Genomic DNA, 1,174 nt, shown 5'->3' on the forward strand with positions numbered 1-1,174 from the left:
GTCATAAGCTAGACCCGTCTTTAATACTCCATAGCACAAGTGAACTAATTTCCTCATTGCCGCACCTAGAGCGGACATTTTTGACTTACCTCTTGCTAATAGACGATCATACAATGACTTGATATGTGGGTTATGGCGTATTGCTGTTATGGCTGAGAAGTATAATTTTGCGCGAATTTGGGACGATCCTGTTTTGGATAAGTGAGCCCGACCGTTAACAGATGTGCCAGAACGCCGTTCTACAGGGACTAATCCCAGATAGGAGGCAACCTGTTCTGCACTAGTAAAGTCATGGCTCCTTAACACCATAAGCATGTTGGCACCTACCTGATTACCAATTGACTTGATTGATGTCAGCAATTCCATGTCTTGCTTTAATTTTGGATGATTATCAATATGATTAGAAATTTCAGATTCAATAGCCAGCAACTCTTTTTCTAATATTTTTATGCACTTAACAAGTGACTGTCTAACAATCTTTGGTGTAGACGTTGTTAACGTCTTTTCCTGACGGTTTTGTTCACGCAATAAATCAGCTAAAAGTGCCTCTCGACGGTTGATCAATGATTTCAATGCTCGAATTTCTGGCAATGGAGCTATCCATGCTGAAGGCTTTTTTAACTCCCCATAACACGCTAAAACGAAGGCATCGACTCTATCTGTTTTAGTTAAAATACCCATGCCTTTTGCAAATTCTCTTATACGATAAGGGTTTACGATGGAAATATGAATACCCATATCATAAAGTTCAATGCAGAGTTGTTCGTGATAAGTCCCTGTGGACTCAAGAGTAATCCTTACATCTTCGAGTAAACATTTTTGTTTTTTCAGCCACTCAATCAATGTCCTAGCTGAATGCTGATCATTTTTTATGACTTTAGTTTTTTGTTTTCCCTCAATAACTTTAGCTAACAGGCAGATATCTAACTTTTTTTTACTGACATCTATTCCGACTTGATACATGAGAATACTCCTTTCACATAATAAACCATCATGCCTATTCTGCTTGTACATACAGAGTCAATGCTCTTGGTAACCGTTCAATTTAAATGCTGGCATGAAAGGGGAAACAGAGGGCTTTAACTCAGAAACAAGGTTGTCCCATTAGCGATTTTACAAGCTCACTCTGTTTCATGCGATAGTAGCTAACTATCACAAAAAACAAGATACAAGC

At 38.5% G+C, this 1,174-nt stretch carries 1 protein-coding gene; it reads right to left on the reverse strand.

Features of this window, described 5'->3' with window-relative positions; translation table 11 throughout:
- On the reverse strand, nt 1-963 hold a 963-nt coding region (locus G468_RS0118345; RefSeq protein ID WP_026824191.1), incomplete at its 3' end, for an IS110 family RNA-guided transposase.
- Between the last annotated feature and the right edge of the window lie 211 nt (nt 964-1,174).

The sequence above is a fragment of the Arsenophonus nasoniae DSM 15247 genome (assembly GCF_000429565.1).
GTDB lineage: Bacteria > Pseudomonadota > Gammaproteobacteria > Enterobacterales > Enterobacteriaceae > Arsenophonus > Arsenophonus nasoniae.